The sequence below is a fragment of the Saccharopolyspora antiqui genome, from assembly GCF_052246905.1.
In the GTDB taxonomy this organism is placed as follows: domain Bacteria; phylum Actinomycetota; class Actinomycetes; order Mycobacteriales; family Pseudonocardiaceae; genus Saccharopolyspora.
Genome location: NZ_JBQQBO010000022.1, coordinates 14147 through 33111, shown reverse-complemented (window position 1 = coordinate 33111; position 18965 = coordinate 14147). Strand labels below are relative to the sequence as shown.

General features: G+C 68.9%; 17 protein-coding genes and 1 pseudogene. 7 read left to right on the top strand and 11 right to left on the bottom strand.

Features of this window, described 5'->3' with window-relative positions; all coding sequences use genetic code 11:
* Positions 1 to 1446, top strand: a complete 1446-nt coding sequence (locus ACTWQN_RS28455; protein ID WP_443206671.1) for an LVIVD repeat-containing protein — start codon at positions 1 to 3, stop codon at positions 1444 to 1446.
* Between the two features lie 79 nt (positions 1447 to 1525).
* Here the strand turns inward: ACTWQN_RS28455 and ACTWQN_RS28450 are convergent, their stop codons facing one another.
* The 3 genes from ACTWQN_RS28450 to ACTWQN_RS28440 form a co-directional block, all read right to left on the bottom strand.
* Positions 1526 to 3688: a putative bifunctional diguanylate cyclase/phosphodiesterase gene (locus tag ACTWQN_RS28450; RefSeq protein WP_443206670.1), complete on the bottom strand. Its 2163-nt coding sequence runs from the start codon at positions 3686 to 3688 to the stop codon at positions 1526 to 1528.
* Between the two features lie 105 nt (positions 3689 to 3793).
* A complete protein-coding gene (locus tag ACTWQN_RS28445; protein ID WP_443206669.1) occupies positions 3794 to 4603 on the bottom strand; it encodes an SAM-dependent methyltransferase in 810 nt (269 codons plus the stop codon).
* 154 nt (positions 4604 to 4757) lie between these two features.
* Positions 4758 to 5663 (bottom strand): oxidoreductase, encoded by a 906-nt coding sequence (locus ACTWQN_RS28440; RefSeq protein WP_443206668.1) that lies wholly within the window; start codon positions 5661 to 5663, stop codon positions 4758 to 4760.
* Between the two features lie 615 nt (positions 5664 to 6278).
* On the opposite strand from ACTWQN_RS28440, the gene ACTWQN_RS28435 reads away from it, so the two are divergent.
* Both ACTWQN_RS28435 and ACTWQN_RS28430 read left to right on the top strand, forming a co-directional pair.
* Positions 6279 to 7733, top strand: a complete 1455-nt coding sequence (locus tag ACTWQN_RS28435; RefSeq protein WP_443206667.1) for an MFS transporter — start codon at positions 6279 to 6281, stop codon at positions 7731 to 7733.
* 10 nt (positions 7734 to 7743) lie between these two features.
* On the top strand, positions 7744 to 8331 hold the full coding sequence (locus ACTWQN_RS28430; protein WP_443206666.1) for a TetR/AcrR family transcriptional regulator: 588 nt from the start codon (positions 7744 to 7746) through the stop codon (positions 8329 to 8331).
* Between the two features lie 64 nt (positions 8332 to 8395).
* On the opposite strand, the gene ACTWQN_RS28425 is transcribed toward ACTWQN_RS28430, so the two are convergent.
* The 4 genes from ACTWQN_RS28425 to ACTWQN_RS28410 all read right to left on the bottom strand — a co-directional run bounded on the left by ACTWQN_RS28425 (position 8396) and on the right by ACTWQN_RS28410 (position 11398).
* On the bottom strand, positions 8396 to 8629 hold the full coding sequence (locus ACTWQN_RS28425; RefSeq protein WP_443206665.1) for an HAD-IA family hydrolase: 234 nt from the start codon (positions 8627 to 8629) through the stop codon (positions 8396 to 8398).
* A 63-nt stretch (positions 8630 to 8692) separates the two neighbouring features.
* Positions 8693 to 9313 carry a class I SAM-dependent DNA methyltransferase gene (locus ACTWQN_RS28420; RefSeq protein WP_443206664.1) on the bottom strand — a complete coding sequence of 207 codons (621 nt, stop codon included), beginning with the start codon at positions 9311 to 9313 and terminating at the stop codon, positions 8693 to 8695.
* Positions 9314 to 9519: 206 nt separating this feature from the next.
* Positions 9520 to 10080, bottom strand: coding sequence for an NADPH-dependent FMN reductase (gene ssuE / locus ACTWQN_RS28415; protein WP_443206663.1), 561 nt, complete (start codon positions 10078 to 10080; stop codon positions 9520 to 9522).
* 355 nt (positions 10081 to 10435) lie between these two features.
* Positions 10436 to 11398: a nitroreductase family protein gene (locus ACTWQN_RS28410; RefSeq protein WP_443206662.1), complete on the bottom strand. Its 963-nt coding sequence runs from the start codon at positions 11396 to 11398 to the stop codon at positions 10436 to 10438.
* Between the two features lie 200 nt (positions 11399 to 11598).
* Between ACTWQN_RS28410 and ACTWQN_RS28405 the strand changes: the two genes are divergently transcribed.
* The 3 genes from ACTWQN_RS28405 to ACTWQN_RS28395 all read left to right on the top strand — a co-directional run bounded on the left by ACTWQN_RS28405 (position 11599) and on the right by ACTWQN_RS28395 (position 15962).
* A complete protein-coding gene (locus tag ACTWQN_RS28405) occupies positions 11599 to 12861 on the top strand; it encodes an aminotransferase family protein (RefSeq protein WP_443206661.1) in 1263 nt (420 codons plus the stop codon).
* Between the two features lie 499 nt (positions 12862 to 13360).
* Positions 13361 to 13873 carry an ATP-binding protein gene (locus ACTWQN_RS28400; RefSeq protein ID WP_443206660.1) on the top strand — a complete coding sequence of 171 codons (513 nt, stop codon included), beginning with the start codon at positions 13361 to 13363 and terminating at the stop codon, positions 13871 to 13873.
* A 265-nt stretch (positions 13874 to 14138) separates the two neighbouring features.
* The gene (locus ACTWQN_RS28395) at positions 14139 to 15962 is read left to right on the top strand and encodes a transketolase (RefSeq protein ID WP_443206659.1); all 1824 of its coding nucleotides are present in this window, start codon (positions 14139 to 14141) and stop codon (positions 15960 to 15962) included.
* A gap of 53 nt (positions 15963 to 16015) precedes the next feature.
* On the opposite strand, the pseudogene ACTWQN_RS28390 reads toward ACTWQN_RS28395, so the two are convergent.
* A pseudogene (locus tag ACTWQN_RS28390) lies at positions 16016 to 16495 on the bottom strand (MFS transporter); the annotation flags it as partial.
* 314 nt (positions 16496 to 16809) lie between these two features.
* On the opposite strand from ACTWQN_RS28390, the gene ACTWQN_RS28385 reads away from it, so the two are divergent.
* Positions 16810 to 17010 carry a DUF2795 domain-containing protein gene (locus ACTWQN_RS28385; protein ID WP_443206658.1) on the top strand — a complete coding sequence of 67 codons (201 nt, stop codon included), beginning with the start codon at positions 16810 to 16812 and terminating at the stop codon, positions 17008 to 17010.
* Positions 17011 to 17036: 26 nt separating this feature from the next.
* Here ACTWQN_RS28385 and ACTWQN_RS28380 read toward each other — a convergent pair whose 3' ends face one another.
* From ACTWQN_RS28380 to ACTWQN_RS28370, 3 genes are all read right to left on the bottom strand, one after another.
* A complete protein-coding gene (locus ACTWQN_RS28380; RefSeq protein ID WP_443206657.1) occupies positions 17037 to 17315 on the bottom strand; it encodes a DUF3040 domain-containing protein in 279 nt (92 codons plus the stop codon).
* Between the two features lie 183 nt (positions 17316 to 17498).
* Positions 17499 to 18524 (bottom strand): MBL fold metallo-hydrolase, encoded by a 1026-nt coding sequence (locus tag ACTWQN_RS28375; protein WP_443206656.1) that lies wholly within the window; start codon positions 18522 to 18524, stop codon positions 17499 to 17501.
* Positions 18525 to 18563: 39 nt separating this feature from the next.
* On the bottom strand, positions 18564 to 18938 hold the full coding sequence (locus tag ACTWQN_RS28370) for a hypothetical protein (RefSeq protein WP_443206655.1): 375 nt from the start codon (positions 18936 to 18938) through the stop codon (positions 18564 to 18566).
* Positions 18939 to 18965 lie beyond the last annotated feature (27 nt).

Below are 18965 nucleotides of genomic sequence, written 5' to 3'. Positions count from 1 at the left end.
ATGGTCTTGAAACCGAGTTCCAGAGTTCGATGGCGAGCCGTTGGGGCCGCTGTCGGCGTATTAGCCCTCGGTCTGACCCTCGCACCGGCATCCGCGGCGACCCCGCCGAACGATCGCCCGGAGGAACACTCCGCGCAGACCGTCGCCGCCCCGTCGAGCGAGATCATCAAGAGCGACAACATCACGCAGACCGCGAACCTGCCGAAGCAGCCGCCGTTCGACACGCTTGAGGCCTACGGCACGGACATCGCGTTCAAGCAGAACTACGCGTTCGTCGGCAGCTACGACGGCTTCGTCGTCTACGACATCGCCAAGCCGAAGAAGCCGGAGATCGTCGCGCAGGTGCTCTGCCCCGGCGGCCAGGGTGACGTCTCGATCTCGGGCAACCTGCTGTTCGTCTCCACCGACTACCCGCGCACGAACAACACGTGCACCAGCGAGGAGACCGACGCGGCGGACCCCAACGGCTGGGAGGGCATGAAGGTCTTCGACGTCAGCGACCCGGCCAAGCCGCGCTACGTGTCGGCGATCTCCACCGACTGCGGTTCGCACACCCACACCCTGGTGCCGGACAAGGCCGGGGAGGCGGTGTACCTCTACGTCTCCTCCTACGGTCCGCGCGCGGAGTTCCCGAAGTGCCAGCCACCGCACGACAAGATCTCGATCATCAAGGTGCCGCTGGACAATCCGGCCGAGCCGGTGCTGGTCGACGCGCCGGTGCTGTTCCCGGACGGCGGCAACCCGGGCACGCCGACGACCAGCGCGACCACCGGCTGCCACGACATCACGGTGTTCCCGGAGAAGGACCTGGCCGCCGGTGCCTGCATGGGTGACGGTGTGCTGTTCGACATCTCCGACCGGGAAGCGCCGCGGGTGATCAACCAGGTCCGCGACGACCAGAACTTCGCGTTCTGGCACTCGGCGACGTTCAACAACGCGGGCACCAAGGTGATCTTCACCGACGAGCTCGGCGGTGGCGGCGCGCCGACCTGCAACGAGGCGACCGGCCCGACCCGCGGTGCGGACGGCGTCTACGACATCGTCGGCTCCGGTGCGGACGCGAAGCTGGAGTTCCGCAGCTACTACAAGATCCCCCGCCCGCAGGCCGATACCGAGAACTGCGTGGCGCACAACGGTTCGCTGATCCCGGTCGAGGGCCGCGACATCATGGTGCAGGCCTGGTACCAGGGCGGCGTGTCGGTGTGGGAGTTCACCGATTCCTCGCAGCCGCAGGAGATCGCCTACTTCGAGCGCACCGCGTTCGACCCGGCGAAGCTGCAGCTGGCGGGTTCCTGGTCGGCGTACTACTACAACGGCTACATCTACTCCAGTGGCATCCAGGAAGGCCTGGACGTGCTGGACATCCGCGACGAGCGGACGGATCCGGCCAAGAAGGTCCGCTACGAGGAGTTCAACCCGCAAACCCAACCGGTCTACCAGAACTGACCTGACAGCAACGAGAAACGGCCCCGCCACCTCCGGCGGGGCCGTTTCTCGTTGCTGGTCCCGGTAATCTCCCCGGCGCTCAGGACAGGTCGGTTCCGCCGAGGAAGTCCGGCACGTCGAAGGACAGCAGCGGGTCGCCGTAGAGCTCCCCGGCCGCGACCTCACAACCCATCTCGCGCCAACTGGCGGCCTGTTCTTCGGTTCGGATGCTGCCGACCCACAGCCGCGCCCCGCAGGCGTGGATCAGCGGAACCACACCGCGGATCGCCCGCACCTCCGGCAGATCGGCGGATTCCGCGGTGCGCACGAGTTCGACCAGTTCGTCGGCCACCCGCACGGCGTCGACCGGCAGGTCCCGCACCAGGCGCAGTTCCGCCGGTGAACCGTGGAAGCCGTGCACCGACGTCTTGATGCCGCGGCTGTTGAGGTGGCGGACGTTGTCGCGGGTCTCCTCGTTGTCGCCGCTGATCGCGGCCACCGGCAAGCACAGCCGCAGCCAGGTCGGGTCGACGTCACCGGCGGCGAGCATCCGGTGGATCACCGCGGCCAGATCCGGATCCTGCCCCTGGTTCGGGCTCAGCGACACGGTCAACTGCACCCGGTGCCCGGCGGCGTGCCATTCGCACAGCTGCTGCCACGCGGTTTCCAGCATCCAGTCCCGCAACGACAGCGTGACGCCGGAGCGCTCCGCCAGCCGCAGGCAGGTCTCGTGTTCGAGGGTTCCGTATCCGCCTGTCTCCCAACGCAGTCCGGCTTCCAGCGAGATCAGCTTGCCGCTGTCGACGAACGCCAGCGGTCGGTAGACCACGTCGAACTCGCCCAGCTCCAGCCCGCCGGGCATCACCGCGGCCAGCTTGGACTCGATCCGCTCCTCCGGTGCCTTGTCCGGGTCGAACAGCGCCCACTGCCGCTTGCCGGCCGCCTCCGCGCGGCGCAGCGCGACGTCGGCGGCCCACAGCATGTTCGCCGCGTCCGCCTCGGCCACCACCCGCTGCACCACGCCGACGCTGGCCGACGCGGCGATGCCCTGTCCCCCGATGTAGACCGGCTCGGCGAGCAGCTCGTTGATCAGCTGGGTCAACTTCGGCACCGACGGCGTCTTCTCCTGCTCCCAGACCAGCATCGCGAACTCGGTGCCGCCGAAGCGGGCGACGATCGCCTCTTCGTCCTCGACCAGCCGCTCCAGCCGCCGGGCCACCTCCTTGATCACCCGGTCGCCGGTCTCGTAGCCGAGACCGTCGTTGATCAGCTCGAAGCCGTCCAGTCCGAGCTGGTAGAGCGCCAGTCGGGAGTCGGGCGGCAGGTTCGCCAGGGCCGCTTCCAGCCTGGTGTGGAAGAACTGCCGGTTCGGCAGCCCGGTCAGGGCGTCGTGCAGCGCCTGGTACTGGAAGCGTTCTTGCAGCAGGTGCAGCTCGGTGATGTCCTCGACCATGGTGACGAAGTTGCGCGGTGTGCCGTCGGAATCCCGCAGCACCGACACCGCGAGGTACGCCCACGCTTCTTCGCCGTTCGCGCGCAGCAGGCGTTTGCGCTCGCCGAGGCGCTTCGAGCCGCCGCCCTCGGCCAGTTCGGCGTAGGCGGCCGCCAGGTACTCCGCGTCGTCGGCGTGGAACAGGTCGTGGATGGTCATCGCCGCCAGGTCTGGCGCCTGGTATCCGAGGGTGTCCTCCCACGCCGGGTTCACCTGGACGAACTTCCCGGTGAGGTCGCAGATCGCGACGCCGATCGGCGTCGTGGTGAACACCTCGCCGAACCGCGCCTCGCTGGCGGCCAGTTCCCGATCGGCGTTCAGCTTCGAGCGCAGCAGGGCCCGCTTGAGCGTCTCCTGCTGGTCGAAGGTGCTCTGCCGGTCCGCGGCGGCGTAGCCGGCCGCGATCGCGATCACCAGGGCCAGGACGCGGTGCACCGCGTCGTTGCCGCGCTGGTCGACCAGCACGTCGCGCAGCAGGTCCAGGCTCAGCGAAAGGCTGTTCACCCCGGTGGCGCGGATGTCCACCAGCCGGGTGCCGACCACCCGACCCACTTCGTCCACAATAGACGGATTGTCCAATGCCGCGATGACCTGGTCGACGAGCTCCAACAGGGTGTCCTCGACGGTCTGCCGGGACAGCGGGATGTACGAGGCGATGCTGAGCTCGGCAGCCCAGCGGTGCGCCACCTCGGCCTGCCAGTCGGCATCGTGCCGCTGCCGGACCAGTACCTCCGACGACGCCTGCGGGGCGTTCGCGGTTCCCTCGCTCATCTCAACCGTCCGTCGACTTCCGCCGAAAATCGCCCCAGTGGATCGCCTCAGTGCCACGCCTTCCTAGCATCACCGCGAATCAGCGCCACGCCCCCCGTGATCGCCTCATCTCTTGCGTCCCGCCCCCGCGTAGATCTGCGAGCCACCTGGCTCGTCAGCGGCCTGTTCGGGCCGCTCGGGTCGCCACAGCGCGGTACCGACCACCCCCGGGGGCACCAGCTCGAAACCGGTGAACAACTCGGTGATCTCGGCGTGCGTCCGGGTGTGGATGGGGTCGGCGCTGTGCCGCATGACCGCGATCACACCCGCCATCTCGTCCGGGCTGATGTCCGCGGTGAAGTGCGACAGCACCAGGTAGCTGCCGGGCACCAGCGCGTCCCGGTAGTGGGCGATGATCGCCGGAGCGTCCGCCTCGTGCGGCACGAAGTGGAAAACACCGGCCATGATCAGGCCGATCGGCTCGTCGAAGTCCAGCAGCCGCCGGGTCTCCGGATCCTGCAGGATCGCGTCGGGTTCGAGCATGTTGGCCTGGATGACGGTGGCGTTGTCGTTGTCCCGCAGCAGCAACTCGCTGTGCGCGACGGCGACCGGCTCGTAGTCCACGTACACCACCCGCGCCTGCGGATCGGCGTCCTGGGCGATCTGGTGCACGTTGCCGACCGTCGGGATGCCCGAACCGATGTCGAGGAACTGTCGGATGCCCTGCTGCGCCATGAACACCACGGCGCGGCGCAGGAAGGAGCGGTTGAGCCGGGCGACATCGCGGGCGCTGGGCAGCGCGGCGAGGAACTTCTCCGCCAGCGCACGATCAGCCGCGAAGTTGTGCGCGCCGCCCAGCAGGTAGTCGTAGAGCCGTGCCGCGCTGGGGATCTCCTCGTCGACGTTGTCGGGTACCCACATCGCCTGTTCGGTCACGGTTCGCCTCACCTTCGTGCCAGTGCGTGTCGACCAGACTACTGGGTGACACCAGCCGCCCTTGTTCGACGTAACCCGGCCGCGACCGTCGGTATCGATCGAGACCGCCATTCAGCGCAAAACCGACACGATTACCCCGCGGTAGCCGCGGGGATCAGTGCGCCGCTTCGAGCGTTTCGCCGTCGGCGACCATCGCGTCGAGTTCGGCGACGTCCTCGGCGGTGAGCTCCAGGTCCGCGGCGGCGGTGTTCTCCTGGAGGTGCTCCACCGACGAGGTGCCCGGGATCAGCAGGATGTTCGGCGAGCGCCGCAGCAGCCAGGCCAGCGACACCTGCGCCTGGGTGGCACCGCGCCGCTCGGCCACCGCGCGCAGCACGCCGTCCGCGCGGGCCCGGCTGTCGGCGAACCCGGAACCCAGCGGGAAGAACGGAACGAATGCGGCACCCGCTGCCGCGGCCTTCTCCAGCAACTCCGCCGATGTGCGGTTGACCACGTTGTAGAGGTTCTGCACGGCCGCGATGCGGGTGTGCCGCTGCGCTTCCTCGAACTGGGCGGCAGACACGTTGGACAGCCCGATGTTGCGCAGCAAGCCCTGCTCGCGGAGCTCGATCAGCGCCCCGAGCTGGTCGGCCAGCGTGATGCCCGGCTGGTCGGCGAGGTACCGCAGGTAAACCAGGTCCAGCGCTTCGAGCCGCAGGCGGCGCAGGTTGTCGTGCACCTGGGCGCGCAGCGCGTCCGGATGCCCCAGCGGCAGCCAGCCACCCTGGTGGTCGCGGTAGGAGCCGATCTTGGTCACCAGCACCAGATCGTCGCCGTAGGGGTGCAGCGCTTCCGCGATCAGCTCGTTGACCACCCACGGCCCGTAGTAGTCGCAGGTGTCGATGTGGTTGATGCCCAGTTCCACCGCACGCCGCAGCACCCGGATCGACCGTTCGCGGTCGCTGGGCGGGCCGAACACACCCGGCCCCGCCAACTGCATCGCACCGAAACCGACTCGGCTGACCAACAGATCCGCGGCCAGCGGGAATTCGCCACCCAGGGCGCTGGAAGCACTCGTCACGCCGCGATGCTGCTCGAAAAGAGCCGCCGATGCAACCAGCACTGCGCCACCGAGCCCAGCCACCGCACCGCCAGCGACACCAAGAGAGTGCGCGGGTTGGTTTGCGTGGCGGTGCGGGTGGCAGACCTGGCGATTTCGCGCGAAACCGCCACCCGCCCCGCGTGGGAGACGGCGATTTCGCGCGAAATCGCCCACCTCACCCGAGGCGGACGGCCCGACACGACCACTTCAAAGACAGGCACTCAGACGCCCCCTCGGTCCGGGATCCCCGACTCATGTATGTCCAGCCACATCGTGGCTGTCCTCGCGAGAAGGCCTCTGAGAACCCGCGGCGGTACGAGTTGCGAGGGTGGTGGGAAGCGGCTGACGCCGCTTGCCTGACGACCACCCCTGCTACGCCCGATCCGCGCGAGCTCTAAGTCAGAGTCACGAGCGTTCATCCTGGTAAAGAACCGGAGTGAACGCTCACGACTTTTTCTATCCACAGTAGACATTCATGGCGGACGAAACCTCCCTAGTCCCGCCGAAACGACACGAGCGGCGTCTTGCGACCCAGGGTGAACACGGGTTTACTCCTGAGGTGAACACAAGTTCACATCGATCGCGAGGAGCCAGATGAGCAACGCCACCTCCGCTTCCCCCGCCCCGCCGCGACGTTCGAAACTCGTCATCGGGGTGCTCGCATCGTGCGGGATCGCGGTGTCGTTGATGCAGACCCTGGTCGTACCGCTACTACCGGAATTCCCCCGACTCCTCGACACCACGCGCGCCAACGCGGCCTGGCTGGTGACCGCGACACTGGTGGCCGGTGCGGTGTGCGCGCCGGTGCTCGGCCGACTCGGCGACATGTACGGCAAACGGCGGATGCTGCTGGTAGCGCTGGCGACGATGTCGCTCGGCAGCGCGCTCGGCGCGGTCAGCGACGAGTTCATCGCGGTGCTGGTCGGCCGGGTGCTGCAAGGCGCGGCGATCGGCGTGGTGCCGTTGGGCATCAGCATCATGCGTGACGAGTTGCCCGAGGACCGGGTCGGTTCGGGAATCGCGCTGATGAGCGCGACGCTGGGCATCGGTGGCGCGGTGGGGCTGCCGGTCACCGGGCTGGTGGCCGAAAACCTCAACTGGCACTGGCTCTTCGCGGGCGCGACCGTGTTCGGCATCGGCGAGATCCTGCTCGTCCGACTGGTGGTGCCGGAATCGTCGCTGCGCAGCGGCGGCCGGTTCGACTTCGTCGGTGCGCTCGGCCTGTCGGCGGCGCTGACCTGCCTGCTGCTGGCGATTTCGAAGGGCAACGACTGGGGTTGGACGAGCGGTCTCGTGCTCGGCCTGCTCGCGGCGGCAGCGGCGCTGTTCGTGCTGTGGGGCTACTACGAACTGCGCGTCGCCGCGCCGCTGGTGGACCTGCGGGTGTCGGCGCGCCCCACGGTGCTGCTGACCAACATCGCTTCGGTGCTGGTCGGGCTGGCGATGTTCGCCGGGTTCATGGTCGGCGCGCAGATCATGCAAGCCCCGGAGGGCACCGGCTACGGCTTCGGCATGTCGCTGGTGGTCACCGGGTTGGTGCTGCTGCCGATCGGTGGCGCGATGGGTGTGTTCTCGCCGGTGTCGGCGCAGATCTCCCGGCGGCGCGGGCCGCGGACCACGCTGATCCTGGGCGGCGCGGTGCTGACGCTGGGCAACCTAGCCGGATCCCTGCTGCACGACCCGTTACCGCTGGTGGTGTTCAACCTGACCGTCGTCGCGATCGGCGGCGCGCTGTCCTACGGCGCCCTGCCGACGCTGATCATGCAGGCGGTGCCGCCGACCGAAACCGCCGCGGCCAACAGCCTGAACAGCCTGGCCCGCTCGATCGGGACGTCCAGTTGCAGCGCCATCGTGGTGGCGCTGACCACCGGGTCGGTGGTGCAGATCTCCGGGGTGAACTACCCGTCGTTGTTCGCGTACTCCTGGGTGTTCACGGTGGCCGGTGGGGCGGCACTGCTGGCCGCGGTGATCGCCGCGGCGACCCCGACCGCCCGTCGGTACGTGCCTGTTACCGCTCAGGTGGCGACCGCGATCGGGCGGTCACGCTAGCCTGAACGACATGCCCAGCACGGGTCCGGCCGCAGCGGTCAGCGAGGACCAGCGGCGCGACGCGTACGCCACCCGCGAGGTCATCCTCAAGATGGCCCGCCGCCGCTTCTCGTCGTGCGGCTACGCCGATGTGACGCTGCGCGACATCGCCGCCGACGCGGAGGTCAGCGCGGCGCTGGTGGTGAAGTACTTCGGCAGCAAGGAGAACCTGTTCGAGGAGGCCTCGACCTTCGAGCAGGACGCCGAACGCCTGCTGGACTGCGAACTCCCGCACCTCGGCGAACACCTGGTCCGAACCCTGTTGGACTACCACGACCGCACCCAGGGCGACCCGATGGTCCGGGCGGTGTTCACCTCGTCACGACCGGCGGGAGCCCAGTTCCGCGCGAACTTCGAACGCCAACTGGTCACCCGCCTGGCCAAGCGCCTCCCCGGACCGCAGGCCCGCCTCCGGGCGGAACTGGTCTGCAGCCACCTGATGGGCCTAGGAGCAGCCCGCCTGGTCCTGCGCACCAAGGCGATCAGCGCGGAACCCAAGGAGAACCTGATAGCGATCACGGCTCCCCTGCTCCAGAACTGGCTCAACGGCCCGCTGTAGAGGTGCCGAGGTGCGCCCGGCCTGCGCGCAGGATGGCGAGGTTAGCTGGTACGAACCGGAATGATCAGTCACGAGCCTCTGCCAGCACCGGAGCGAGGGCTTCGCGGAGCTGGGTTGGGTTTTGGTGGTGCAGTGCTTGCATGCCGAGTCCGCGAGCTGCCTCGACGTTCTGGAGGGTGTCGTCGACGAACAGGCAGCGGGCGGCCGGGGCACCGGCGCGCGCGGCCGCTACGCGGTAGATGTGCGGATCTGGTTTGGCGGTACCGACTCGGGCGCTGTTGACGACATCGAACGGCATCGCATCCATGCTGATCACGCTGCCATGCGCGGAGTGCGGCGCGGTTGAGCCCCTGGCTGTTCCTCAGCGGACTTCTAGGACTGGGATTCGGCAGTGGACGTTTTCGCCTCGTACCGATTCCCATTCGTCGGCTTCGCGGAGGTGGACCAGACCCTGTGCCACCAGGGTGTCGATGTGTTCGCCGACCTTGCGGGATTCCCAGACGTGGGCGACCGTCGCCACCACCAGGCCGCCGGGGCGGACCACCCGGACCAGTTCGTCGAAGACCTCCGGGCCGACGTGACCGTCGGTGATCGTGCCGACGCAGATCGCCGCGCTGTAGCTGTCGTCCGCGATGTCCAAGCGCTGCGTCAGGTCGGCCTTGTTCAGGTGCCGGTACACGCCGCGGGCCCGGGCTTGGTCGAGCATGCCCTGCGACAGGTCGACACCGTCGATCACCGGCACCGACCGGGCCGCCAGCGCCGTGCCGACCAGACCTGTCCCGCAGCCCGCGTCCAGCACCGGTCCCGGATCGCCGCCTGCCAGATCGACCAGTCGATTCGCGGCGTTCGCGGGCGCCACGTAGTCCATGCCCTCGATCATGTCCGCGTCGTAGTCCGCCGCCCACTCGTCGTAGACGGTTTCGGCTTCCGCCTTGCTCTTGAGGTCGTACGCGCGCTGCAGCTTCGGGCTGCGCTCGGCCATGATCGACACTCCCTTCGCTCGGATCGCCCAACCCTGTCATGATCCGAATCCGCGGAGTACGACCAAAATCACAGCACTGCCACGCGATCATCCGACCACGCAGCGCGTGACCCCTTTCAGGTGAGAGGTGAAGGGCACCTTTTACCAAGTAAGTTGGCGAAAGGTGCCCTTCACCCCGTTCCCATCACCCGCGTTCGCGGGGTTGTTCAGGCTGAGCGGCCGAGGACTGTGGAGTGGGGGATGCCTTCGAGGGCTTTGGTGAATTGTTCGATTACGTCGGTTAGGGGGGCTGCGGTGTCTGGGTGGATGCTGAGTTGGTCGCCCACCAGCGTGAGGTGCTTGTCGAGTACGAAGAGGCTTTGCACCGCGTGTCGGGCGCCTAGGGAGTGGATTACCGGGCGGAGTGCGTAGTCGATGGCCAGGACGTGGGCGATGCTGCCGCCGGTGGCCAGTGGCAACACCGCCTTGCCCGCGAAGCCGAACTGCGGCAGCAGGTCCAGGAACGTCTTGAGCAGGCCGGAATAGGCCGCCTTGTAGGTCGGCGTGGCCAGCACGATGCCGTCGGCCTCGGCGACCCGGCCGATGGCGTCGGCGATCGCCGGGGCGCGGGTGTCGGCACCGAGCAGCGCGTCCGCGGGCAGGGTGCGAACGCGCAGGTGTTCGACGCCGCAGCCGGAAGCCGCCACGCGTTGCGCCACGTGTTCGCCGATCCGCTCGGTCTTCGAAGTGCGCGACGGGCTGCCGGAAATTACCAGAACGCTGGACACACGTGCTCCCTGGGTCCGAGTTTCAAGTCCACTGTGGACTGTTGCTGAACCGGGTCCGCACTGCCGCGCGGGAACCGGGCTGGCGGAGCGCTAGGGCCGACACGCTTGGGCGGACACGCGGCGGAAATCCACGTGTCGCCGCTTCGTGAACACCGGGAACGTCACGAAACCAATCGTGGGCAGAGCAGCAGCGGCATGTCAATCGGCGGGCCGCACGTCCCACCAACCGGACGCTTCGCCCGACCCCGCTTCGACGATGCCAGGCGCTGAATCGGTTGCGATGTGGCGCTCGACACGAACCCGGCCCCGCCCAGTACCCCATGGGACCAGTACCCCATTCGACCACAGTGGACGGTCAGGTGTTCGGCCGCCGGGTGGCGCGCGGCATCGGGATCGCCGCCGGGTAGCCGACCCGCATCAGCAGCTGCGGCACACCACCGAGGCCGAGTTCGTCGCGCAGCCCCAAGCGCACCTCGGGCACGCGCAGCGGCTGGGTCATCACCGAGGCGGCCAGGCCCAGCCGGGTGGCCTCCAGCCAGGCGCGCTCGGCGGCTTCACCTACCTGGAGGTGATCTCGCGGACTGTCCGTGATCGTGCTGAAGACCAGCACCGATTCCTGCGCCAGCCATCGCGCGACGCGCTCCGGGTGCAGCTGGGCCTTGGCGCCGACCCGGCCGACCGCGGGCAGGTCGATGCCCGACGGCGCGTCTGCCGCGATCGGTGCGATCCAGACGTCCAGCTCGTGCTGGTAGCTCGGTTCGTCGTGGTCGGCCCGCGCGGCGTGGCCGAGCAGCCTCGCCAGCGCGCGCTCCTCCGCAGGCCCGTGCACCCAGGCGGCCTGCGTGGTCGACGCGTCGAGCACGGCGGCGCGCGCCAGGTGCGGCACCGGCCGGTCGGTGAAGGCCCGCCGGAAGTCGACCAGGTGGGCGATGGCCTGCCAGCGGTCGCGGTCCACCGCCGTGGCGTGGTGCCGGTGGGTGCCGATCACGGTCGCCGCGCCCTCCCGCTGCTCGTCGACGTGCCAGTGCGCATCGGTGGCCCAGCCGAGACCGCGCAGCGCGGTCACCAGGTTGGCCACCGCCGCCCCGCACGACATCCGCCGGTCGCGTCCGTCCGGGTCCTGCTGGACCAGCTCCGCCATCGAGCGGAGTCGGAGCGTGGCGGTGCGCCCGCGCATCCGCAGCGACCAGGGCTGCGGGCCGTGCACCGACGGGGTGCAGCGCACCGCCTCGGCCAGCGCGGCGACGTCTTCGCGAGTCCACGAACGCTCGTCGGGGGGTTCAACCGGGGCCCGGCGAAGCATCGGGAACCAGTCCATGGGTTGATCACCTCCATGCGGTTCACCGTGCCGCCGATAGCACACCCTCAGCAGAGGACAAAGTCCCGGCCTCCGAATGCGGCGCAGCGCCCGGTGTGGGCGAACTGGCCAACTCATCCGACGTTTTTCGGCGTTTTGGCACTGGCGTACTCACGGGTCGGACGACGAAGCTGGGGGCGCGACACCGAATGGAGGAACGCATGTCGACAGCACCGCGCAATACTGCGTTGTGGCACCCGTTCGCGGACATGTTCGAGGTCAAGGGCAGCCAGTTCTGCGTCAGCAAGGCTGACGGGGTCTGGATCCACGACCAGGACGGCCGCCGTTACCTCGACGGCACCGCGAGTCTCTGGTACGCCAACGTTGGCCATGGTCGCGCTGAGATCGTCGAGGCCGCCGCAGCGCAGATGCGCACGCTGGAGTCCTACTTCGTGTTCAACGACTTCACCAACCCGCCCGCCGAGGCGCTCGCGGAACGGCTCTCGCAGCTCGCCCCGATGGACGACGCGAAGATCTTCCTGACCACCGGCGGTGGCGAGTCGATCGACACCGCGGCCAAGCTGGCCCGGCAGTACTGGGCCCAGCGCGGGCAGCCGCAGCGCACCCACATCCTCAGCCGGGGCAACGCCTACCACGGCACCAACGGCATGGGCACCAGCATCGGCGGGATCGACGCCAACCAGGTCGGGTTCGGCCAGCTCGTGCCGGAGACCAGCCGGGTCTCCCACGACGACGCCGAGAGCCTGCGGGAGGCCATCGACCGGATCGGCGCGGACCGGGTCGCGGCGTTCTTCGCCGAGCCGGTGATGGGCGCGGGCGGGCTGTACCCGCCGCAGCCGGGCTACCTGGAAGCGGTCGCCAAGATCTGCGCCGAGCACGAGATCCTGTTCGTCGCCGACGCGGTGATCTGCGGGTTCGGCCGGGTGGGCAGCTGGTTCGGGGTCGAGCGGTGGGGTCTGCAGCCCGACATGATCACCTTCGCCAAGGGCGTGACCAGCGGATACCTGCCGCTGGGCGGGGTGGTGATCGCCGGTCGGGTGGCCGAGCCGTTCTGGAGCCAGCCGGGCCGTCCGTTCCGGCACGGCGCCACCTACTCCGGACATCCCACGGTGTGCGCCGCGGCGCTGGCCAACCTCGACATCCTGGAGCGCGAGAAGCTGCTGCCGCGTGCCGACGAGCTGGAGCGCCCGCTGCACGAGGCGCTGCTGCAACTCGCCGACCACCCGGCCGTCGGCGAAGTGCGCGGCGGCACCGGTCTGCTCGGTGCGGTGGAGCTGGCGCCGGAACTGCTGGCCGAAGATCCCGGCGCGCTGGTCCGCGCGCAGCTCGCCATCCGCGATCTCGGCGTCATCGTGCGACCGCTGGGCAAGGCGATGGCGGTGTCGCCACCGCTGATCATCAGCGAGTCGGAGATCGAGCTGATCGGCAAGACCATCCGGGAAGGCCTGGACACCCTCGTGTGAACGGTTCGGGTGCCCGCGACGCATTGCGGGCACCCGAACCGCCGCTGCCAAAACCGGCCATCCGGCCGCTAGACATCCCGCCAACATAAGGCTGGAATATTCCCGTTGCGGAACCGATACGCGCCGGTCTGTACCAACTGGGATCAGTGCCGTAATTTTTTGGCCAGACCACTGCCGTCGGCTTCGACCGCGGTCGGCGTGGTCGAGCATCCGTGACGGAACTCGCTGTGCCGCAACAGGGTTCGCCGAAAAACCGTCCACAAGAGACAGTTGGTAAGATGTCCGATATGCACCGAATCACCTGACGGGGCGCGCCGTGCGGGCCGACCGGGTGCCGCACGACGCGCCCGCCGGAGAAACCACATTTCAGCCGGAAAAGACCCGTAGAGCGGCGTTTCGAGAAGTCGCCGCCCCTGTGGACAAGCCACCCGCACGTGTTGGCAAAATACGGCAGGCGGGTGATGACGCGCAGCGGACGCGGACGGAGGACGACAACCAGGTGAACAACACCCAGACCACACAAGTCGACGATCTGCGACTCATCGCACTACCCAGCGCGTTGAACTGCACGGAAATGTTCGTCAGATTCGCTCTCGCAGAGTGGTCGCTGCGTGAACTGGTCCAAGAAACCATGGAATTGGCCGAAGCGCTGGTGACCGCGGCGGTGGACAGCGCCGATCCGGACTCCCCCGGTTTCATCACGGTCCGGCTGCGGCTCAGCGGCGACAGCCTGGTGGCCGAGGTGGAGGACGAGCAGGGCACCATCCCGCCCGCGCTGGCGCCCGGCTTCGCCGGTGGCCGCTGCGGTGCGACCGCGCTGCGCGGTGGCGGCACGCTGGTGTGGTGCGAGGTGCCGTTGCCGCGCGGTGTCGACGCGAACGCGGTGCCGTTGCCCCGCCGCTCCCGGAAGCGCGCTGGCCAAAACGTTCATTCCGTCGACGAAACCGCCGAGATCGATCCCGAGGTGATCAAGCGCCTGCTCTCCGGCCTCAGCAACTCCGACATGATCTGAGCTTTGTCGATGACTCCTGCTGCGAGGCGGAGCGGGTAGCGGAACCTCAGACGCCGTCTCGGCCCTGGATCCCCGACATCATGTATCCCCCAATACATCACGTCGAGGCTGTTCTTCCGAGACGACGCCTGAGAACCCGCGGCGGTGCGAGCTGCGAGAGTGGGCCGCTTCAAGAGATTCAAAAACATGATCTGCGGTACCAGGCTGCGGGCGCCAGCGGTCGGTGCTGGTTTCGCGGGCCGCGTCGGCGGGCATCACCCGAGGCATGGACCATCTGACGTTCCGCTTCGAGTTGGCGCAGCAATTGCGCGTCGACTCCGTGCGCGCGAGCAGTGCTGCTGGATCGGGGCACCCCACGTCGTCGATGTCCGCCGCCGATCTGCTGGCCGGACTGCTGGACGGTCACCTGCGGCTGGACTTCGACCACCCGGACGATCCGCGCAACGACCACCTCATCTTCTCCAAGGGGCACGCCTCGCCCCTGTACTACTCGTGCTTGAAGGCCGTCGGCGCGATCGATGACGCCGAACTGCTCACCTTCCGGAAGTTCGGCAGCCGTCTGGAAGGCCATCCGACACCGGTGCTGCCCTGGGTTGACGTGGCCACCGGATCGCTGGGCCAAGGCCTGCCGATCGGCGTGGGCCTGGCGCTGACGGCGCGGCGGCTGGACCGGCTGCCCTACCGGGTCTGGGTGCTCTGCGGCGACAGCGAAATGGCCGAGGGGTCGATCTGGGAAGCGCTGGAGCACGCCGGGCACGAGCAGTTGGACAACCTCATCGCGCTCGTCGACGTCAACCGGCTCGGCCAGACCGGGCAGACGATGCACGGCTGGGACCTCGACGCCTACGCCGCCCGAGCCCACGCGGCCGGGTGGCGCACGCTGCAGATCGACGGCCACGACCCGGAGCAGGTCGAATCCGCGCTGAAGGACGCCGCCTCCGGCGACGGTCGGCCGGTCGCCGTGCTGGCGGCCACCAAGAAGGGCAAGGGCGTCGCCGAAGTCGAGGACAAGCCGGGGTTCCACGGCAAAGCGCTGGTGCACCCCGACGAGGCGATCCGCGAACTCGGCGGGATCCGCGACCTGCGCGTCACGGTGGCCAAACCGACCGGCACCGAGACACCGCACACCTTCGCGGTGCGCGGCGGCGGGCTCCCGGCGTTCGAAGTCGGCGGCAAGGTCGCCACCCGCAAGGCCTATGGCGAGGCGCTGCGCGCGCTCGGGGATCGGCGCGGTGACGTGGTGGCGCTCGACGGCGAGGTGTCGAACTCGACCTTCTCCGAGCTGTTCCGGGCCGCGTTCCCGGAGCGCTACTTCGAGATGTACATCGCCGAGCAGCAGCTGCTCTCCGCCGCGATCGGCATGCAGGTGCGCGGCTGGACGCCGTTCGCCTCGACCTTCGCGGCCTTCCTCACCCGCGCCTACGACTTCATCCGGATGGCCGCGGTCAGCCGCGCGAACCTGCGCCTGATGGGCTCGCACGCGGGGGTGTCCATCGGCGAGGACGGACCGTCGCAGATGGCGCTGGAAGACCTCGCCGCGTTCCGCGCGGTGCACGGCAGCACGGTGCTCTACCCGTGCGACGGCAACCAGACCGTGCGGCTGGTCGAGGCGATGGCCGACCAGACCGGTATCAGCTATATGCGGACCACCCGCGGCGCCACCCCGGTGATCTACCAGCCCGGCGAGGAGTTCCCCATCGGCGGCTCGCGCGTGGTGCGCGACGGCGACGACGTGACCCTGGTCGGCGCGGGCATCACCCTGCACGAGGCGCTGCGCGCGGCGGAAACGCTTGACCAGGAGGGAATTCGGGCCCGCGTGATCGATCTGTACTCGATCAAACCGGTGGACGCCGCCACGCTGCGCCGGGCCGCCACCGAGACCAGCGGGCTGGTCACCGCCGAGGACCACTGGCCGGAAGGTGGTCTCGGCGAGGCCGTGCTGAGCACCCTGACCGGCACCGGAACCCCGGTGCGGATCCTGGCGGTGCGCAACATGCCCGGTTCCGGCACCCCGGCCGAGCTGCTCGGGCAGGCGGGCATCGATGCGCCCGCCATCGCGGCAGCTGCCCGCAAACTCGTCACCGCCTGACCGGAACAGGTCGCCGCGGCGAGCGCGACGAAGGCGCGGCTGCGCACCACCGCGCCCGGATCTCCGTTGCGCACCTGCTCGGCGCGCGCGACGCGCGGCCAGGCGCCGCGCAGGCCGAGCACGTGCGCGGGGATCGTGATCAGCCCCAGGATCACGGCGAGCACGACGTAGGTCGTCCGCCAGTCCAAGTAGGCGACCAGGACGGCCGTCAGCGGTGCGAACACGGTGCTGGCCAGTCCGGCGACGAGGGTCACGGTGGTCAGGGCTTTCACCCGCCGCTGCCCCCACCACCTGGTCAGCGCGGCGAAGGCGGGCTGGTAGAGCACGCCGGAGGTGGCGAAACCCGCGACGATCCAGGCGATGAAGTACCACGCCGGGTTCGCCGCAAAGGCGATGCCCACCAGCGCCGGGACGGCCAGCATCGAGCCCGCCGTCATCACCGGGCGCGGGCCCCAGCGGTCCAGCCAGCGGCCGACCAGCACACCGGTCAGCGCCGCGATGATCTGGCAGACCGAGAACCCGGCCGTCAGCATCGCCACCGACCAACCGGTGTCCGCGCTGATCGTCGGCGCCAGCACAGGAAAGGCGTAGACCAGCACGCCCCAGCTGGTGATCTCGGTGGCGCACAGCACCAACAAGACCCGGCGCAGACCTGCTTCGGAAAGCGGGCCCACCGCCGCACTTCGTGGTGATCGCGCATCCCCGCCAGCAGCACCACCGACGGCTGTGGTGTCAGCTCCCAACCGACCCATTCGCCACATCCGCGAGGTCATCGCGACACCGCGTGTGCCCGCCAGGTGGGAAGGGTAGTCGGTTGTCGACACGGCTGGCTCGACCAGCGGGGGACATGATGCCCGTACCTGACCGCGCGGAACTGCTCAGGTTCCTCTGCCACGTGCGTTTTCCGGCCACCAAGCAGGAGATCTTCCAGCAGTGCGTCGCACTGGGCGCGCCGACGGCGCACCTGGACCGCATCGAGAGCCTGCCCGAAGGCGTCTACGTCGAGCCCGACACGGTGCTGCAGGCACTGCCGCACCCCACGTCCTGAACCGTCCACATCGGACGCAATGGGTTTCACGGATGCCGGTTCCGCCGAAAATGCCAACAAACACCGGCGGTCCCCGCGACGGTCAGCAGTCCCAACATGATCGAGCTCAACACCAAACCGCTCACCAGGCACAACAACGCCAACAACGCGGTGACCACGAGCATCAGCAGTACCAGCAGCCTGCGCACCCCCGGCCAGCCGCGGCCGCCGTCGAACCGATCGAACTTCTCCGCCAGCCGAGGATCATCGGACGCCAGAGCGGATTCGATCTCGGCCAACCTGTCCCGCTCGTGCCTGCTCAACATGACGAGCTCCTAGCAACGTTCGCTTCGACCCCAACGAGGTACCCGCCCCCCAGCTGCCTCAAGCCCCTGATGGGCCTCTCCAGACTCGCACGCCGAGGTTGGTCACCGAACGCGGCAGCCGGGTGATTTTCCTGCACGCACAGCAACATCCGGCGATTACCGAAAGTTGCCGGACGGGACTGGTCAAGCCAACTCGTAGTGCACGACATCCTCGATCTCCGTTTTGTCCAGCTTGCCTTGCAGGCACAGCACATCCAGATGGGCGGCGGTTTCCAGCACCGCCAACATCTGGTTGAACGGATCGAGTTCGTCGAGGGTTCGTTCGCGACGCGTCCAAGTCAGCGCGCGGGCTGTTTCGTAAGCGGTGCTGGCGCCCCTGCCGACGACCTCCGCGGTCGCCGCCAGCCGCCTGTCGTGGTGGTCGAGCAGCTCGTCCACGCGCTGGTGCACGCTGTCGGCGACCGGACCGTGCGCGGGCAGCAGTCGCATGTCGGGCAGTGTGCGGACCAGCCGCAGCGACGCCAGGTAATCGCGCAGCGGCGCCTCGCTCGGCGCCTGCTCGAAGCCGATGGACGGCGTGATCTGCGGCAGCACGTGGTCCCCGGCGAACATCAGACCGCTCACGTCGTCGATGAACACCAGGTGCCCGCGGGTGTGGCCCGGGGTGGCCAACGCGCGCAGCGACCGGTCGGCCAGGCCGAGGTCGGCGGAGTTGCCGATCCACTCGTCGGGCTCCTCCCAGACGTGCTTGCCGCGTCGGCCGCCGTCGCGGGCGGCCGCCACCGCGTCGCGCACCGGCTTGGCGCCGCAGGCGAGGAGCATCTCGATCTGCTTGTCCAGCGACCGGTGCTCGGGATCCGCCAGGGCGCGGATGGTGTGCCGCTCGTCCTCGCCCAGCAGCACCTTGGAGCCGTACTCCCGGCGCAGCGCCACGGCCTGGGTGTAGTGGTCGCGGTGCGCGTGGGTGACCAGGAATCGGCTGATGTCGCCGAGTCCGGCCCCGAGCTGGCGCAACGCGGCGCTGAGCTGGTCCCGCGATTCCTCCAGCGCCCATCCGCCGTCGATCAGGGTCAGCGCGTCGCCGTCGGTCACCGCGTAGACGTTCACGGCGCGCAGCCCGTCGTTTGGCAGGGGCAGCGGAATCCGGTGCACGCCCGGCGCGACGGGGTATGCGCCCGGCTGCATCCACTCGTGCCGCGAGTCGCCCATGATCACACCTCCGAACACGCCCCTGACCTGGGCGGTCCATCAGGAGTACCACACGCATACCAACCGGTCAGTGTGCTGCGCGCCGCAGCGGCACGACGCGATCGGAACCGTCCGCTCGACCAGACGCGGCGGTGCGGGTACCACCACCGACCGCGTCGATGCCCGGTGCAGCGCGGCAGAGCTGCGAACTTCGGCCACGCGCGGAGTCCCACGACCACGCGCACCCACGGTGTCCAAAATGGACGCCACAAGGGCCCGAGGCGGAGAAATAGTGGCGTTGGTCACGTTCGAGGCGATTTCGCGCGAAATCGCCGTCCCCTCCCCAGGGGACGTGCCGATTTCGCGCGAAATCGCCAGGTCTGCGACCCGTGCCGACACGTGGGCGCGCGACGACGAACGGTCGGGCATGGCCATCCGAGTGGATCGTACGATTCCACTTCG

What these genes read in the sequence shown, in the direction of transcription:
- ACTWQN_RS28430 (WP_443206666.1), top strand. Translation starts at nt 7,744, where the DNA reads ATGCCCAGCACGGGTCCGGCCGCAGCGGTCAGCGAGGACCAGCGGCGC.
- ACTWQN_RS28455 (WP_443206671.1), top strand. Translation starts at nt 1, where the DNA reads ATGGTCTTGAAACCGAGTTCCAGAGTTCGATGGCGAGCCGTTGGGGCC.
- ACTWQN_RS28370 (WP_443206655.1), bottom strand. Translation starts at nt 18,938, where the DNA reads ATGGCCATGCCCGACCGTTCGTCGTCGCGCGCCCACGTGTCGGCACGG.
- ACTWQN_RS28405 (WP_443206661.1), top strand. Translation starts at nt 11,599, where the DNA reads ATGTCGACAGCACCGCGCAATACTGCGTTGTGGCACCCGTTCGCGGAC.
- ACTWQN_RS28395 (WP_443206659.1), top strand. Translation starts at nt 14,139, where the DNA reads ATGGACCATCTGACGTTCCGCTTCGAGTTGGCGCAGCAATTGCGCGTC.
- ACTWQN_RS28375 (WP_443206656.1), bottom strand. Translation starts at nt 18,524, where the DNA reads ATGGGCGACTCGCGGCACGAGTGGATGCAGCCGGGCGCATACCCCGTC.
- ACTWQN_RS28385 (WP_443206658.1), top strand. Translation starts at nt 16,810, where the DNA reads ATGATGCCCGTACCTGACCGCGCGGAACTGCTCAGGTTCCTCTGCCAC.
- ACTWQN_RS28420 (WP_443206664.1), bottom strand. Translation starts at nt 9,313, where the DNA reads ATGGCCGAGCGCAGCCCGAAGCTGCAGCGCGCGTACGACCTCAAGAGC.
- ACTWQN_RS28425 (WP_443206665.1), bottom strand. Translation starts at nt 8,629, where the DNA reads ATGCCGTTCGATGTCGTCAACAGCGCCCGAGTCGGTACCGCCAAACCA.
- ACTWQN_RS28450 (WP_443206670.1), bottom strand. Translation starts at nt 3,688, where the DNA reads ATGAGCGAGGGAACCGCGAACGCCCCGCAGGCGTCGTCGGAGGTACTG.
- ACTWQN_RS28380 (WP_443206657.1), bottom strand. Translation starts at nt 17,315, where the DNA reads ATGTTGAGCAGGCACGAGCGGGACAGGTTGGCCGAGATCGAATCCGCT.
- ACTWQN_RS28435 (WP_443206667.1), top strand. Translation starts at nt 6,279, where the DNA reads ATGAGCAACGCCACCTCCGCTTCCCCCGCCCCGCCGCGACGTTCGAAA.
- ACTWQN_RS28410 (WP_443206662.1), bottom strand. Translation starts at nt 11,398, where the DNA reads ATGGACTGGTTCCCGATGCTTCGCCGGGCCCCGGTTGAACCCCCCGAC.